At 64.6% G+C, this 14,760-nt stretch carries 12 protein-coding genes, 1 tRNA gene and 1 pseudogene; 8 read left to right on the top strand and 6 right to left on the bottom strand.

Annotation, left to right across the window (positions count from 1 at the left end; all coding sequences use genetic code 11):
• Positions 1–79: 79 nt before the first annotated feature.
• Positions 80–508: an FxsA family protein gene (locus OXG30_01405; GenBank protein ID MCY4133558.1), complete on the bottom strand. Its 429-nt coding sequence runs from the start codon at positions 506–508 to the stop codon at positions 80–82.
• Between the two features lie 9 nt (positions 509–517).
• Positions 518–1,708, bottom strand: a complete 1,191-nt coding sequence (locus OXG30_01400; protein MCY4133557.1) for an Mrp/NBP35 family ATP-binding protein — start codon at positions 1,706–1,708, stop codon at positions 518–520.
• A gap of 84 nt (positions 1,709–1,792) precedes the next feature.
• Here OXG30_01400 and OXG30_01395 point away from each other — a divergent pair, with 84 nt between their 5' ends.
• Positions 1,793–2,119 carry an iron-sulfur cluster assembly accessory protein gene (locus OXG30_01395; protein MCY4133556.1) on the top strand — a complete coding sequence of 109 codons (327 nt, stop codon included), beginning with the start codon at positions 1,793–1,795 and terminating at the stop codon, positions 2,117–2,119.
• Positions 2,120–2,132: 13 nt separating this feature from the next.
• Complete coding sequence (locus OXG30_01390; GenBank protein ID MCY4133555.1) at positions 2,133–3,689, top strand: 2Fe-2S iron-sulfur cluster-binding protein; 1,557 nt, start codon at positions 2,133–2,135, stop codon at positions 3,687–3,689.
• Here OXG30_01390 and OXG30_01385 read toward each other — a convergent pair.
• A complete protein-coding gene (locus tag OXG30_01385; protein ID MCY4133554.1) occupies positions 3,671–6,376 on the bottom strand; it encodes a bifunctional [glutamine synthetase] adenylyltransferase/[glutamine synthetase]-adenylyl-L-tyrosine phosphorylase in 2,706 nt (901 codons plus the stop codon). The two genes, OXG30_01390 and OXG30_01385, sit on opposite strands and share 19 nt — an antisense overlap.
• 13 nt (positions 6,377–6,389) lie before the next feature.
• Between OXG30_01385 and OXG30_01380 the strand changes: the two genes are divergently transcribed.
• Both OXG30_01380 and OXG30_01375 read left to right on the top strand, forming a co-directional pair.
• Entirely contained in the window at positions 6,390–6,737 is a 348-nt protein-coding gene (locus OXG30_01380) for a RidA family protein (GenBank protein ID MCY4133553.1), read from the top strand.
• 115 nt (positions 6,738–6,852) lie between these two features.
• A complete protein-coding gene (locus OXG30_01375) occupies positions 6,853–7,092 on the top strand; it encodes a hypothetical protein (GenBank protein ID MCY4133552.1) in 240 nt (79 codons plus the stop codon).
• Between the two features lie 510 nt (positions 7,093–7,602).
• Here the strand turns inward: OXG30_01375 and OXG30_01370 are convergent.
• Both OXG30_01370 and OXG30_01365 read right to left on the bottom strand, forming a co-directional pair.
• A pseudogene (locus OXG30_01370) lies at positions 7,603–7,896 on the bottom strand (winged helix-turn-helix domain-containing protein).
• Positions 7,897–8,273: 377 nt separating this feature from the next.
• A complete protein-coding gene (locus tag OXG30_01365) occupies positions 8,274–9,608 on the bottom strand; it encodes a glutamine synthetase family protein (GenBank protein MCY4133551.1) in 1,335 nt (444 codons plus the stop codon).
• Between the two features lie 210 nt (positions 9,609–9,818).
• Between OXG30_01365 and glnA the strand changes: the two genes are divergently transcribed.
• The 4 genes from glnA (at position 9,819) to OXG30_01345 (ending at position 14,640) form a co-directional block, all read left to right on the top strand.
• Positions 9,819–11,243, top strand: coding sequence for a type I glutamate--ammonia ligase (gene glnA, locus OXG30_01360; GenBank protein MCY4133550.1), 1,425 nt, complete (start codon positions 9,819–9,821; stop codon positions 11,241–11,243).
• A gap of 60 nt (positions 11,244–11,303) precedes the next feature.
• The gene (locus tag OXG30_01355) at positions 11,304–12,959 is read left to right on the top strand and encodes an NAD+ synthase (protein ID MCY4133549.1); all 1,656 of its coding nucleotides are present in this window, start codon (positions 11,304–11,306) and stop codon (positions 12,957–12,959) included.
• Between the two features lie 40 nt (positions 12,960–12,999).
• The gene (locus tag OXG30_01350; GenBank protein ID MCY4133548.1) at positions 13,000–13,557 is read left to right on the top strand and encodes a hypothetical protein; all 558 of its coding nucleotides are present in this window, start codon (positions 13,000–13,002) and stop codon (positions 13,555–13,557) included.
• A 123-nt stretch (positions 13,558–13,680) separates the two neighbouring features.
• Complete coding sequence (locus OXG30_01345) at positions 13,681–14,640, top strand: sigma-70 family RNA polymerase sigma factor (GenBank protein ID MCY4133547.1); 960 nt, start codon at positions 13,681–13,683, stop codon at positions 14,638–14,640.
• Positions 14,641–14,665: 25 nt separating this feature from the next.
• On the opposite strand, the gene OXG30_01340 is transcribed toward OXG30_01345, so the two are convergent.
• Positions 14,666–14,759: transfer RNA gene (locus OXG30_01340), tRNA-Sec, on the bottom strand.
• Position 14,760 lies beyond the last annotated feature (1 nt).

The raw sequence follows: 14,760 nt of genomic DNA, 5'->3' as shown, positions 1-14,760 counted from the left end.
CAAGGCCCCCACATCCACCGGGGGAGGTTTCACGGCCCTCAGCGTATGGCTCTGCTAATCGGCCGTCATCTGTAGCCGATTAATCGCCGTCGGCCAGATCGGTGTCGTGAATGGTGCCCGGACCGCTGTCTCCGGGACCGTAGTAGGTGACGCGGTGGCGGAAGCGGCGAATGATGAACGGGCGGATTGCCATCCGAGTGGGCGGGAACAACAGCAACAATCCGATGGCGTCGGTCACGAACCCGGGCGTGAGCATGAGCGCCCCGGCCAGCAGCACCAAGGCCCCATCCACCAATTCCCGGCCCGGCATCAGGCCCTCAGCCAGCTTGCTCCGGACCCGCCAGAGCACCGCCAGCCCCTGAGCCTTCACCATCCACGCGCCGACAACGCTGACCAAGATTAACAAGCCGATGGTTTCCAGCGTCCCGATGCTTCTGGCCGTCTCCACAATCACGTACAGCTCGACCAGCGGCACCGCGATGAACAGTAGGACCAGCCATACCAGCACGGTGGAATCCTATGAAGAGACGATGTCGAGATTGGCTAGAGCCTGCTCGGCGGCTTCAAAAATCCGCGCCGTGCAGCTGGCCATGTCCACCGGAGGGACCTCTTCCAGCAGGCGGTCGGCCACCGCTCGCAATGCATTACCGGCCGCACCGGGGATTTCCTCCAGCACAACGGGGGCCCCGTCGTCGCCACCGGAGGCCACCGAGCCGTCGATGGGCACCTGGCCCAGCAGCGGCACACCCAGCTCATCAGCCAACTCTTGACCGCCTCCCTGGCCGAATATCTCGTAACACTCCCCGTCGGGGGCCACGAACGCGCTCATGTTCTCAATCACCCCGACGATCCGGAGATAGTTGGACCGCCCCATCGAGGCCACACGAGTGGCCACTTTCTGGGCACTGCGAGCCGGAGTGGTCACCACCATCATCTCAGCTTGGGGGAGCATCTTGGCGATGCCCATCTGCACGTCGCCGGTGCCCGGGGGCATGTCGATCAGCAGGTAATCCACCGGTCCCCAGCGCACATCTTCAAGAAAGTGCTGGACGGCCCGGTTCAAAATGAGCCCTCGCCACATCAGCGCGGTCTCCTCCCGATCGACCAGGAACCCCATCGACACCACTTCGAGTACACCCTCGCCCACCTGCTTCTCGTTGGGGACGATCTTCTTCTCGTCTTCGGCGCCGGACAGACGGCCTTCAACCCCCAGCATCCGGGGTACCGAATAGCCCCAGATGTCGGCGTCCATCACCCCGACCCGCATGCCCCGGCGGGCCAATTCGGCGGCCAGGTTCACCGTGATGGTCGACTTGCCCACCCCGCCTTTGCCCGACGCCACCATCACGACCTTGGCAGTCGGGGGCACTGCGGTGACAGGAGCGTTCTGGGAGACGTTGAACCGGGCCTTGGCCATGGCCGCCGCCTTCTCATCTTGGGTCAACTCTCTCCAGTGGATCTTTACCTTCTCCACACCGGGTAGCCCGCCCACCCGGCTGCGAACGTCTCGCTGGATCTGGGCCCGCAGCGGACATCCCGAGGTGGTGAGGGCCACCGTTACCTCGACCAAGCCGTCGGGATTGACCACCGCGCGCCGGGCCATGCCCAAATCAACGATGTCGGTGCCCAGCTCGGGGTCGATCACCCCGCGTAGCACGGCCATCACATCGTCAACCGTCGGCAAGTCCGCGGCGGTTCCAACGCTCACGGTGGTCATGCTATCGGGTATGTATACGGGCCAAGCCTGCGGGTAGACTTACACTCGTTCGCAGAACCGGATAGGGAGAAGCGTGTGATCACACTCACAAACGCAGCAACCAGCAAAGTCGGAGACCTGGTCCGCCAGGAGCAGACCGACGATGAAGAGCTGGCCCTGCGGGTGGCGGTTCGCCCTGGCGGTTGCTCAGGCTTCAACTACGAGATGTACTTCGACGCTGATATCGGCGCCGAAGACAACGAAGTTCTGTTCGGCGATGTCAAGGTAGTGGTCGACTCCTCCAGCGCGGCCCTGCTGGAAGGCGCGGTTCTCGACTACAAAGACGGTCTGACCGACGCGGGGTTTTCCATCACCAACCCCAACGCTCAGCGCACCTGCGGCTGCGGCCAGAGCTTCAGCTAATTCAACGCCGCGAATGGCGGCCGCATTGGAGTTCACCGTAGACGGCCACCCTGTGGAGGTTCCCGACGATGGCGCCTCGCTCATGGAGGTGTTGCGCGATCGACTCGGCATCAGCTCGGTGAAAGACGGATGCAGCCCCCAAGGGCAATGCGGCTGCTGCACGGTCTGGGTGAACGGGAAGCCCCGGGTGTCGTGTGTTACGCCCGCTCGCCGGGTGGCGGGACGGGCGATCACCACCTTGGCCGGCCTGCCGGAAGAGACTCGGGCCTGCTGGGGCGAGGCCTTCTGCGCCGCCGGGGCCAGCCAGTGCGGCTTTTGCACCCCCGGCATCGTCATGCGTCTGGCCGGCCTGGATGCCCGCGCCGACCCGGAACGCCTCCGCTCATCCGCGGCCACGGCGTTGGCCGCCCATCTGTGCCGCTGCACCGGTTGGCAGACCATCCTGGAAGCCTGGGAAGGCTTTGGCATGGCCGTTTCCGATCGGGATTGGGCCGCCGCTGCCCAACGAGCCGAATTGGAGGGCGGAGTGCCTCAGGAGGTTGGGACTGCTGTGTCGTTGGGGGAAGGCGGCTTTGCCGACGACACCGTGCCCGAGGGGGCGCTGGTGGCGTTGTCCGACGGCAAGGGTGGTTGGGCACTGGGGGAGACGGTGGCCGAGGCCCGAGCGGTGGCCGGCAAAGTGCAAGGCCGCCGCACCCCCGATGATCGGCCCATGCCCCTGGAATTCCCCGACGGTGACTGGGCGGTTCGACTTCGCACCTCCTGGGTGGAGCCCGCCTATCTGGAGACCGACGCCTCGTGGTGCGCACCCGGCGGTGAGCCAGCCAGTCCCCTGGCCAACGGCGGTGCGTTCGGGGCCAAGGTGGTGTCACCGCTTCCGGCAATCGCCCGCCAGCTGGCCGATGAGCACGGCCGTCCGGTTCGGGTGCTGTGGTCGCGTGAGGACTGTGTTCGGCACGGTCCCAAACGCCCGCCGGTGGCCATTGGGATCAACGCCGATGGCCAAGGGGTGGTTCGGGTAGTGCGCACGCCGGGGGTGGCCGATGCCGTCGCGTCGGTTTCCTCTGCCCTGACGGTAGAAGAAGCAGACATCGCCGGACCTCCCACCTCGGTCGCCATTCGGGGTGCAGGATGGGTTGAGGCCGCCGTAGCGCTGAGCGCGTTGGGCGATGGCTTTCAGCCGATCACCTCTCCGGGCGGGGGCTCGGCCCGAGCCGAGTGGAATGGAGGCAGCCTGCGGATTCAGGCGTACGGCGGCGAACCGCTGGATGAGATCGTGTTGCGCTCCTATTGCATCGGCGCCGCGCATATGGCCTATAGCTGGGTGGCCTCCGAGGCGCTCACCGTCGGCCCCGACGGCGAGGTCCACGACCTCACTATCCGCTCTTTCGGCGTCGTGCCCGCATCTCGGATGCCCCCGGTCGAGGTGGAGATCGAGCCGTCCGACGGCCCGCCCGTCAACTGCTCCGACGCCGTGTTCGCCGCCGTGGCCGCAGCCACCTGGCAGGCCGCCGGCCATCCCCCCGACTGGCCAACAGGTCGGCTGGATGCTCAGTCAGACTCTCCGTAGAGCAGCCGGTCGGTTACTTCTCGAACGGCGTCGGTGATCTCCTGGTAGTCGGCTTCTAAGTCCCGGTTGCTGGGATAGCCGAGTCGTCGGGCCAGCAACAGTTCTTCATGGTCGTCATCGGGGAACACGTCTGAAGAGAGTCCTGAGAGGTGGTAGCGGGCGTTGCGGAACCGCTGGCAGAAGCGATAGCCCACATCCAGGGTGGCCCGGTCGCCGATGTCCAGCAGGTTGTGCTCCGACAGACCGGCCAGCGCGGGCAGCGTGCGGTTGTCGCGGATCGAAGTCCTTCCGAATCCGTGCTGAAGCTGCATGAGCTGCACGGTGAACTCGATGTCGCTGAGCCCGCCCGCGCCGAGCTTCACGTCCCGGGCCTTGCTGCCGGTGCCCAGCCGCTCAGCTTCGATGCGGCGCTTCATGGCGCGGATCTCATCAGCCTCGGTATCGCTGAAGTCGGGCTGGTAGCACCACTTGTCGGCCAACTGGAGAAATCGGTTTCCCAGATCGTCGTCTCCCGCCACGAAGCGGCGTTTGAGCAGAGACTGGCGCTCCCATAGCTGACCCCGTTCCTCGTAATACCGTTGGTACCCCTCCAGCGATCGGGCGAGCTGTCCGTTCTCGCCTTCAGGGCGCAACCGCGCGTCAATCTCCCAGGCTCGGCCTTCGGCGGTTTGAGCCCCGATCTCTTTGAGCAGGCCCCGGGCGGCGCGGTTTGCCGCCCTGGCGTCATCAGAGCCTGCCCCCTCGTACACGAAGATCACATCCAGATCAGAGGCATAGGAAAGGTCGAGGCCCCCATAGCGCCCCATTCCGATCACGGCGAAGGGCACCTCTGGGGCCAGCGAGTCGACGGCGGCCGCCACCGCGGCGTCGGCGATAAGGGTCAGCTCCTGGGGAATCTCGATGATCGAGGCCAGCCCCAGGATGTCTCGGGCCGCCACCCGAAGCTGCTCGCGCCGCACGAACCGCCGCAGCTCGGCCATCTGGAGGTCGTGATCGCCAGCGGCTGACTGCATGGCCTCGGTGGCCTCGGCAACCAGGGCTTCCGCAGTGCGGGCATGGGCCAGCTCCTCGGGGTTCATCAGCGAGCGGGCGAACTCCGGGTGGTTGCGCATCCATCCCGCGGCCACTCGGCTCGATCCCAACAGCCGGGCGATGTCGCTGATGGCAATGGGGGAGTCGCGCAGCACCGGGAGGATGGTGCCGACCCGGAAGGAGCCGTCCAAAAGCCATGCCAGGCGGACCAACCCCAGGTCGGGATCGGGGGTGGTGGCCAGGGCCTCCACCATGATGACCAGAACCTGCTGCATCACGTTGGCCCGACGGCCGAGGTTCTCGGTGAGGCGCTCGATGGTGGCGGCGGCCCGATCGGGATCGGCGAAGCCCAATTGTCCGAGGTGATCGGGAAGCAGCTCGCTCACCAGTCCGGTCTCGTGCATCCGGTCGAGGGTTTGACGGTAGAAGATCCGCTGGTGGATCTCCCGGACCGAGGTCTGATGGCGGGTGTGGGATTCCTGGAATGCGTCCAGGCTTTCGAAGCCGGATGCTCGGGCCGCCCACTCCCGGTCGGCGTCGGCGGTGGGCAGCTCGTGGGTCTGGCGCTCGTCGCGGAGCTGCACCCGGTGCTCCACGGTGCGCAGGTGAATGTAGGCGGTGGTGAAATGAACCGCATCGGCATGGTCGATGTACTCCCCCCAGCTGAGCTGGCGGAGAGCAGTGAGGGTGTTGGGGGAGCGGATGGTGGGGTCGGTGCGGCCGTGGACCAGCTGCAAGAGCTGCACGGTGAACTCGATGTCCCGGAGCCCACCGGGGCCCTTCTTGAGCTCCCGGTCGCCCTTCAGCTTGGCCGACTCCTCCACCCGCAGCTTCAGGGCGCGAAGGTGGGGCACGGTGTCGGCTTCCAAGTTCTCACCCCAAACCCCGGGCTTGATGGCATCAAAGAAGGCGTTGCCCAACTCGGGGTCACCGGCTGACAACCGGGTTTTTATGTAGGCTTGGCGCTCCCAGGACACCGCCCAGCGATCGAAGTAGGTTCCGAACGCTTCCGGAGTGCGGCTCAGCGCTCCAGCGCCTCCTTCGGGCCGCAACTCGATGTCCACCCGGTACACCTGCCCCTCGGGGGTGAACGCGGTGAGGATGTCCAGCACTTTCCGGGCTCGACGGGCGGCTGCGGTGGAGTCGCCCTCGTGGGCGAAGACGATGTCGACATCGCTGGCGTAGTTCAGCTCGTTGCCGCCCAGCTTGCCCATCCCGATGATGGCCAACGGCGGTCCTTCGTCGGCGATCTCCAAGGCGCGGACGAAACAAGCGTCGGCCAACAGCGACAGTTCCCGGCCCACGGTGGCCAGGTCGGCCTCGCCCAGCAGATCGCGCAGCGCGATACGCAGAAGCTGGCGCCGCTTCCACCGCCGCAGGCCGTCGAGGGCATCATCGTCGTCGGGGGCGGTCAGCGAGATTTTCTCGGTGGCAAAGTCGGCGGGCGGGTCGAGCACTCCGAGCAGACTGGGATCGCGCCGCACCGCCTTGCTCATGCTGCGAGAAGCTCCGGCCAGCATGGCCGCCGCCCGGGCCCGGCGCTCGTCGGTGATACCGAGAGCGTCGATGAGGGAACGGGCGTCCTCCGGCCATGGACTGGTGGCAATCAGAGACTCGATGTCCTGGTTTTGGTGACCCTGGCTGCTGGCTTCCATATGATCCTCAAATATGAGTACTCCGGTTGGACCCTATTCTCCCATCGTCCGGGCGGGAAACCTCCTCATCTGCTCGGGTCAAATCGGGATCGTCGACGGCTCGCTGGTGCCCGGCGGGCTCATCGCCCAGTTCCGCCGAGCAGTGGCCAACGCCGAGTCGGCGCTGGCCACCGAGGGGGCCACTCTGGACGACGTGGTGAAGGCCACCGTCTTCCTGTTGCACATGGATGATTTCGGCACCATGAACCAGGCCTACATCGAGTGTTTCGGCGACAATCGCCCTGCCCGCTCCGCCGTCGGCGTCGCCGCCCTACCCCTGGGCGCCCTAGTAGAAATCGAACTCTGGGCCTACTCCGGCTGAGCGGTTACCGGTCCCAGTGGGAGAGGCCGAAGCGGTAGCCGACGGTTCTTACGGTGGTGATGAGGCCGACAATCACTTGGTGATAAGCACTCTTTTACCAAATAAGATGTCCACCATGGCTACAGTGCTGGAGTTTCTCGTGTCGTCATCGGGGCAGATGTCGCTGCCTGCTCAGGCTAGGCATCGCTGGAACCTTGGCGATGGCGGCCCAGTCGACGTTCTCGACCTGGGGTTCGGGGTGCTTACGGTGCCCCGGGGAGAAGGGCGAAGTCTGCTTAGCGACCTTCTCAGCCGCGACGAACATGCAGCATTTGTGGATTCACTGGCAGGTGACCCCGATCTCGCCACCACATGACCAGAGCGGTTCTAGATGACCACCTGCTTCGCGATCTGTTGTCTGGCGAAGCAGGCAATGGGCTCGCTCAGGTCCTCACTGATTACGAACCAGCCACCACCAATCTGTATCTATTGCGACTTTGCCGAAGTGTGGTGTCATCTGCTGGGGGAAAGCTAACCGGATCATGGCCGACTAAGGCACGCCAAGCACTGGGACGACAGCTTGTCTCTCTTCCCGATGACATTGAGGTCGTACCCCTTCGCACCCTCGCCTTTCGGATCGCCGAATTAGCAGACGCATTTCGGCTCTCCGTCCTCGGTGCTGAGGCGGTAGCTGCCGCTGAACATCTTGATGGACCCCTCTGTGTTTGGACGGGAGACGACGGTCCGAACATTCGGTCTGCCCTGACCGACCTGAACGGCGACTACCGCACCATTTCCCGTTAGGTAACCCAGATAATGCCCTGGGGCAACTTGGTGGTCCCCCCAGCGGTAGAAATCGAACTCTGGGCCTACTCCGGCTGAGCGGTTACCGCTCCCAGCGGGAGAGGCCGAAGCGGTAGCCAACGGAGCGGACGGTGGTGATGAGGCTGGCGTGCTCTTCGCCCAGCTTGGCCCGCAGACGGCGGACGTGGACGTCCACGGTGCGGGCGCCGCCGAAGTAGTCGTAGCCCCACACCCGGCTGAGCAGCGTCTCTCGGGTGAACACTTTGCCGGGCGAACTGGCCAAGAACTTCAGCAATTCGTACTCCATGTAGGTGAGGTCGAGCGGCCGGCCGGTGATGGTGGCCTGATAGGTCTCCACGTTCAGCACCAGCGGTCCGTATTCGATGAGCTCCGGGCGCAGCGCGGTGCCCGATCGCCACACCAGGTGGGCCAGCCGGGCTTCCAATTCCCGCTGGTGGAATGGGGTGAGGCAGAAGTCGGTATAGAGGTCGTCGCGCATCTCCAGTTCGTCTAGACGAGCACCGGAGATAAGCAGCAGCACCGGGATGTCCAAGCCCCTTCGGTTCAGTGAACGACAGAATCCGAACGCGTCTTCGGGGTTCTCATCCACCGCCACCACCGCGCCCAGCCACCGGCCCTCCGGCTCTTGGGCGCTGCCCACCGCCTTCCAGCTGTAGCCCCCCAAGTCCAGCGTGCGCACCAGTTCCGGCGGCGGCGGATCGGGAAAAACGAGCAGCGGCTCAGTCACAGCAACTACCAGGTGTTCAAGTAACGGCGGAGCTCGAAGGGCGTGACCTCCCGGCGGTACTCGGCGAACTCGGCCCGCTTGTTGCGCAAGAACCACTCGTGGATGTGCTCGCCCAACACGTCAACCATCAGCGGCGATTCCTCCAGCACGTCCAGGGCCTCTGACAGCGACATGGGCAGCTCCTCGAAACCCTTGGACCGAGCTTGGCCCCTGGTCATGGTGTAGAGGTCGGCGGCTGCCTCAGGCGGCAGCTCATAGCCCTCCTGCACTCCCTTCAAGCCGGCGGCCAACACCGCGGAGAACGCCAAATAGGGGTTAGCCGCCGAGTCGAGCGCCCGGTATTCGATTCGAGTGGACGATTCCTTGCCCGGCTTCACCACCGGCACCCGCACCAGCGCCGAGCGGTTGTTGCGGGCCCACGACACGAAGGTGGGCGCCTCATCGCCGGCCACCAGCCGCTTGTAGCTGTTCACCAGCTGGTTGGTGACCGCGGTGATCTCCCGGGCGTGGTGCAGCAGGCCGGCGATAAAGGCCTTGGCCGTTTTCGACAGGCCGTAGTCGTCTCCGGCGTCGTGGAAGGCGTTGACGTCGTTCTCGAACAGCGACATGTGGGTGTGCATGCCCGATCCCTGTACGCCGTTGAGCGGCTTGGGCATGAACGTGGCGTGCAGATCCCGGTCGAGGGCCAGCTTGCGCACCACCAGTCTCAACGTCATCACGTTGTCGGCCATGCTCAGCGCTTCGGTGTAGCGCAGGTCGATCTCATGCTGGCTGGGGCTGTCCTCGTGGAAGGAGTACTCCACCGGGATGCCCATGGCCTCCAACATGGTGATGGTGCGTTTGCGCAACGGGCTGGCCACATCCGCGGTGGTCAAATCGAAGTAGGAGGCGTTGTCCAGCGGCGTCAGCGGCTGGTCGGGATCGCCGTGCCGGAAATAGAAGAACTCCACTTCGGGAGCGGTGTAGAACGTGTAGCCCATCTCGGCCGCCTTGGCCAGGCTGCGGCGCATCACCCAGCGGGGATCGCCCTCGAACGGGGTGCCGTCGGGATTGCGGATGTCGCAGAACACACGTCCGGAGGGCTCTTCGGGGTCGGCCCACGGCAGCAACTCGAATGTGGACGCGTCGGGTACGGCCAGCACATCGCTCTCCTGCACACGGGAGAAGCCATCGATGGCCGAGCCGTCGAACTGCAGTCCCTCATCGAAGGCGTCGGCTAACTCCGCCGGAGAGATGGCCACCGACTTGAGCTGGCCCAGCACATCGGTGAACCAGAGCCGGATGAGGCGCACCCCCCGCTCCTCCACAGTGCGAAGCACGTAGTCCTTTTGCGGTTCCATAGGAGACCACCAGAGTGCCCTGCCAGGAGTCGCCTACGCCAGCCCATTGGCAGCGTTCACAGAGCCTTCGCAATCGGGAAAATCTCTGGAAACGCACCCATGCAAGGATGAGCATTCCGCTTGCCAGCAGGCGGCAAATCCACAGAGGCACAATGCGCCGCGCCCGCTCCCCCTGTGGGAGAGTAAGGGCCGAAAAAGGAGGAACTCACTGTGTCAACTCCCCAAGAAGTCATTGCGCTGGCGGCATCCGAGGGTGCCGAATTCGTGGATATGCGCTTCACCGATGTCCCCGGTGTGCAGCACCACTTCTCACTTCCTATCCGCGAGCTGACCGAAGCGGTATTCGAGGAGGGCCTCGGATTCGACGGCTCGTCGGTGAGCGGCTTTCAGACCATCGACGCTTCGGACATGCTCCTCATCCCCGATCCCGACACCGCGATCTTCGATCCGTTCATGAAGCGCAAGACCCTGGTGCTGCTGTGCGATGTCAAGGATCCCGTCACTGGCGAGATGTACGGCAAAGATCCCCGTGGCGTGGTGCGCCGCTCCCTCTCCTATCTGGCCAGCACCGGCATTGCCGATTCCGCTTACTTCGGCCCGGAAGCCGAGTTCTTCATTTTCGACAGCGTGGCCTACCAGAATCAGCCCGATGTGGCCGGCTACCAGGTCCGCTCGGCCGAAGGCATCTTCGAGAGTGGCCGACCATCGGTGAACGGCGCTCCCAGCCCCGGCCACCGCATCCCCTACAAGGGGGGATACTTCCCGCTGTCGCCCTTGGACACATTCCAAGACTTGCGCTCGGAGATGGTGGTGGCACTGGAGTCGGTGGGGATTCCCATCGAGGTCCAGCACCACGAGGTGGGCACTGCCGGCCAGGCCGAGATCGACATGGTGTTCGACGAGATGCTGGCCATGGCCGACAAGGTCCAGCTCTACAAGTACGTGGTGAAGAACGTGGCCCGCGAGCACGGTCGCACCGTCACGTTCATGCCCAAGCCGATCTACGGCGACAACGGCTCGGGGATGCACACCCACCAGTCGCTGTGGAAGGACGGCGACACGCTTATGTACGACGAGCGTGGCTATGCCAGCCTGTCCGACATCTCCCGTTGGTACATCGGCGGCCTGCTGACCCACGCCCCGGCGATCCTGGCCTTTGCCGCCCCCACCACCAACTCCTACAAGCGTCTGGTGCCCGGCTACGAGGCTCCGGTGAACCTGGCCTACTCCCAGCGGAACCGCTCGGCTGCCATCCGCATCCCGCTGATCTCCGACAACCCCAAGGCAAAGCGCCTGGAGTTCCGCTGCCCCGACCCCAGCGCCAATCCCTACTTGGCGTTCGCCGCCATGCTGATGGCCGGCATCGACGGCATTCAGAACCAGATGGATCCGGGCGAGCCGCTGGACAAGAATATCTACGACCTGCCGCCCGAAGAGGCCGCCGGCATCGAGACGGTGCCCGGCTCTCTGGCCGAGGCACTGAGTGCCCTCGAGGCCGATCACGACTTCCTGTTGGCCGGCGATGTGTTCAACACCTCGCTGATCGAGTCGTATCTCGAGGTCAAGCAAGAGGAGGTGGACGCGGTCAACTTGCGGCCCCATCCCCTCGAGTACGAGATGTACTACTCCGTCTAAGACGGCGCCCTAGAAACCCCCGGCAGTGTCGGGGGCACACAACCCCTCTAGCCTGTATTCGTGGCCAAGCTTCGGGTAGCCCTGGGCCAGATCAACTCGGTGGTGGGCGACATCGGCGCCAACACCAAGCGGATTCTCACCGCTCTGGCGGCCGCGGAAGAGGCCGGGTGCCATGCCGCAGTTTTCCCTGAGCTGGCCGTCACCGGGTATCCCCCGGAGGATCTGGTGCTCAAGCGGAGATTTGTGCAGGACAGCCGCCAAGCGATGGAGGAGATCGCCGCCCGGTCGGGATCGTGTACTGCGGTAGTGGGGTTTGTGGACGATGCTGAGGGCTGCTGGAACGCCGCGGGGGTCGCGGCCCATGGCCGGCTGGCGGGGGTCTACCACAAGCGGGAATTGCCCAATTATGGAGTGTTCGATGAGCGCCGCTACTTCCAACCCGGTACGAGCAAAACGGTTCTACACCACGTAGCCGGAGTGGCCTTTGGCGTCTCCGTCTGCGAGGACGCCTGGATTCCGGGCGGCCCGATGAACCAGATGGCCGCGGCCGGAGCCGAGGTCATCTTCAACCTGAACGCCTCGCCCTATCACGTCGGCAAGCTGGACCAGCGGTTGGGTGTGCTCCGCCAACGGGTCTCTGAGACCGGGTGCTCCATCGTCTATGTCAATCTGGTGGGAGGTCAAGACGAGTTGGTGTTCGACGGCGCTTCGCTGGTGCTCGATCCCGACGGCCGCGTCATTGCCCAAGCCCCTGCGTTCCAAGAGCATCTGCTCATTGCCGAGATCGAGGTGGCCGATCGACCCGAATTTCCGAACCCGCCGCCCATCCCTCAAGGGATCAACCGAGTTGATCCGGGGATGAACGAGGTGGATGAGCAATACGAAGCCCTTGTGTTGGCCACCCGGGACTATGTACACAAGAACGGCTTCACCGATGTGGGCATCGGGTTATCTGGGGGGATCGATTCCTCGCTGGTGGCGGTTATTGCCGCCGATGCTCTGGGCGCCGATCATGTCCACGGCGTGTTGATGCCTTCTCGGTATTCCAGTGATCATTCGCTGGCCGACGCCGAGGCCCTCTGCCAGAACCTGGGTATCGGCCACCGGGTCATCCCGGTGGAGCCCGGCCATCAGGCCTTTCTCGACATGCTGGCCCCGTCATTCGATGGGATGAGCCCAGATTTGGCCGAGGAGAATGTGCAGTCCCGCATTCGGGGAACGCTGCTGATGGCATTGTCCAACAAGTTCGGATGGCTGATCCTGACCACCGGCAACAAGAGTGAGAGCGCGGTGGGCTACTCCACCTTGTACGGAGATACCGCCGGGGCCTACGCGGTGATCAAAGATCTCTGGAAACTTCAGGTGTACGCCTTCGCCTCCCACCGCAACCAGCGCGCCGGCTGCGACCTGATCCCCGAAAACGTGCTGGTCAAACCTCCTTCGGCCGAGCTTCGCCCCGACCAGCGGGACGACCAGAGCCTGCCCCCCTACGACGAACTCGATCCCCTGCTGGAAGCCTATGTGGAGGGCGACCTCACCCCCGCCGACCTGTGCGGGCAGGGTTACGATCCCGAGTTGGTCAGCCGAATCACCGGTCTGGTGGACCGTGCCGAGTACAAGCGGCGCCAGAACCCACCCGGCGTGCGCATCACCGCCAAGGCCTTCGGTCGAGACCGCCGCCTGCCCATAACCAACCGCTATCGAGGCGGCGACTGAGCATGGACATCGCTATTCGCTATCGAGGCGGCGACTGAGCATGGACATCGAGCAGTCGGCGGACGCTTGTGGCGGCCTGGCCTGGATCTCTGAGCGGCTCTTCGAAGTCAAGGGTCGCTTGGCGACCGATCTGGACCACGGAGAACCGCTCGACGACCGAGCGCGGCTTCTATTGGCCCGATCCAGCCGCCGCCATGGACAACACGCCCAGTGGTGGCGAGCCGCACTGCCCGATTCACCAGCCTTGGGCGGGGCCGAGCGGATTCGTCCCCCCACTGACGCCTGGGAGAGCCTGCTGGCCCATATGGAGGGGGCGGCGCCCACCGCGGCCGTTGCCGCGATCTACGAGGTGGCTCTGCCCCAGTTGGCCTTGGTGATCGAGCACTTGGGCCAAGAACTGTCGCCGGTGAGCGATGGAGCAGTCATCCGCACAGCCCGCATAGTGGCCGCTGATTTGGCCGAGGAGCGGTATGACTCGAAGGAAGTGTGGAATCCCCCCAGTAGCCCCTCTGATGAAGGTCTAGAGGAGCTGGCGACCGCCTTTGCCAACGACTATCGCGAAAAAAGATGGCCTCCGCTGGTGACGCTTCCGCGATGAAGCGGGTATCCTTATCGGCTAAGCATTGTCCGTGTCTCTGCTCGGTCAGCGTCGACCGGTTCGACAGCGGCACCGGTGTCTCCACGGATTATCGGGCCCAAGGACTATCGGGAAGGGGTGGCTGTGCCGAAAGAGCGTGTTGAGCGAGACGACGAGGATCTCGTTCGCCTCTATCTGACCGATATCGGCCAATACCCGCTGCTCACCAAAGACGACGAGGTTGAGCTAGCCCAGAAAATCGAGGAGGGCAACGAAGCGCAAGCCCTCCTTGATCAGGACAAAGAGAGCGATCCCGGCAGCACAGAGCGGCTCTCGCCTGCCCGTCGAAGGCTGCTGCGCCGTCAGGTAAAAGTTGGCGAGCAGGCCGAACGCCGCTTCGTCCAGTCCAACCTCCGCCTGGTGGTATCCATCGCCAAGAAATACCAGGCATCCGGTCTTCCTCTGCTCGACCTGATCCAGGAAGGCAACCTGGGCCTGATGCACGCGGTGGAGAAGTTCGATTGGCGAAAGGGATTCAAGTTCTCCACCTATGCCACCTGGTGGATCCGCCAAGCCATTACCCGGGGCATCGCCAACACCGGGCGCACCATCCGCCTGCCGGTTCACGCCGGCGACACCCTGGCCCGTCTCCAGAAGGCCCGGGCCAACCTGGAGAAAAAGCTGGGCCGCCCGGCCACCTTGGCCGAGTTGGCCGTCGAGGTGGACCTCTCCGAAGAGAAGGTCACAGAGGCCTTGCGCTTTGCGGCCGAGCCCTTGTCGCTGAGCGAGCCACTGCGTGAGGACGGCGACGCCGAGTTGGGCGATGTGGTGGAGGACCGCTCCGCCGAGTCGCCTTTCGAAGTGGCCGCCACTGCGCTTTTACCCGAGGAAATCACCCGCCTGCTTGGCCCTCTCGACGAGCGCGAGCGCGAGATCCTCAAGCTCCGCTTCGGCCTTGACCGCGGCGAGCCCCGCACCCTCGAAGAAGTCGGCGAGCACTTCAACCTCACCCGCGAGCGCATCCGCCAGATCGAAGCTAGGGCCATGTCAAAACTCCGCCACCCCAGCAGCGACACCGGCGCCCGCGACCTCCTAGCTGTCTAAGACCCGCCGCACACCGGTTGATCGCGCGGAGGTGGACGGGAATCGAACCCGCCGGACGGGGATCGCCCGTCCCACCCGCTTTGAAGGCGGGGGAGCCCACCAGGTACTCAGACACCTCCC

It is taken from the genome of bacterium, from assembly GCA_026708015.1.
In the GTDB taxonomy this organism is placed as follows: domain Bacteria; phylum Actinomycetota; class Acidimicrobiia; order Acidimicrobiales; family Bin134; genus Poriferisocius.
This window is presented reverse-complemented; position numbering and strand designations above follow the sequence as displayed.

Excerpts from the sequence above, each read along its gene's own strand:
- OXG30_01390 (MCY4133555.1), top strand. The coding sequence starts at position 2,133 with ATGGCGGCCGCATTGGAGTTCACCGTAGACGGCCACCCTGTGGAGGTT.
- OXG30_01385 (MCY4133554.1), bottom strand. The coding sequence starts at position 6,376 with ATGGAAGCCAGCAGCCAGGGTCACCAAAACCAGGACATCGAGTCTCTG.
- OXG30_01380 (MCY4133553.1), top strand. The coding sequence starts at position 6,390 with ATGAGTACTCCGGTTGGACCCTATTCTCCCATCGTCCGGGCGGGAAAC.
- OXG30_01375 (MCY4133552.1), top strand. The coding sequence starts at position 6,853 with ATGGCTACAGTGCTGGAGTTTCTCGTGTCGTCATCGGGGCAGATGTCG.
- OXG30_01365 (MCY4133551.1), bottom strand. The coding sequence starts at position 9,608 with ATGGAACCGCAAAAGGACTACGTGCTTCGCACTGTGGAGGAGCGGGGG.
- OXG30_01350 (MCY4133548.1), top strand. The coding sequence starts at position 13,000 with ATGGACATCGAGCAGTCGGCGGACGCTTGTGGCGGCCTGGCCTGGATC.